The organism is Halorubrum orientale (genome assembly GCF_059623105.1).
Map to the genome: position 1 here is coordinate 1 of NZ_JBSPSR010000025.1, position 633 is coordinate 633.

Consider the following 633-nt stretch of genomic DNA (forward strand, 5'->3'; position numbering starts at 1 on the left):
AATCATGGAACCTCGTGGACGCCGTCACGGCACGAAGCGAGCGAAACGTGAGATAGGGAAACTCAGCCGTACACAGGGCCCGTGAAACGACAAGCACGATGTCCGTACCAAGATCCGAAACAGGTGCTCTGGCAGCGAAAGCCACGGCCTGTCGGGAGAACCGACGTTAGGGAATTCGGCAAGTTAGTCCCGTACCTTCGGAAGAAGGGATGCCTGCTCTCTACAGAGCAGGTCGCAGTGACTCGGGCGCTCCGACTGTCTAATAACAACACAGGTGACCGCAAATCCGCAAGGACTCGTACGGTCACTGAATCCTGCCCAGTGCGGGTATCTGAACACCTCGTACAAGAGGACGAAGGACCCGTCAACGGCGGGGGTAACTATGACCCTCTTAAGGTAGCGTAGTACCTTGCCGCTTCAGTAGCGGCTTGCATGAATGGATAAACGAGAGCGCCACTGTCCCAACGTTGGACCCGGTGAACTGTACGTTCCAGTGCGGAGTCTGGAGACCCCCAAGGGGAAGCGAAGACCCTATAGAGCTTTACTGCAGGCTGTCGCTGAGACGTGGTCGCCGATGTGCAGCATAGGTAGGAGTCACTACAGAGGTACGTGCGCCAGCACGCCACCCAGACA

At 57.2% G+C, this 633-nt stretch carries 1 rRNA gene; it reads left to right on the plus strand.

Going from position 1 to position 633, the window contains the following annotated elements:
• Window positions 1-633, plus strand: a 23S ribosomal RNA gene (locus tag ACWUI7_RS13490); the annotation flags it as partial.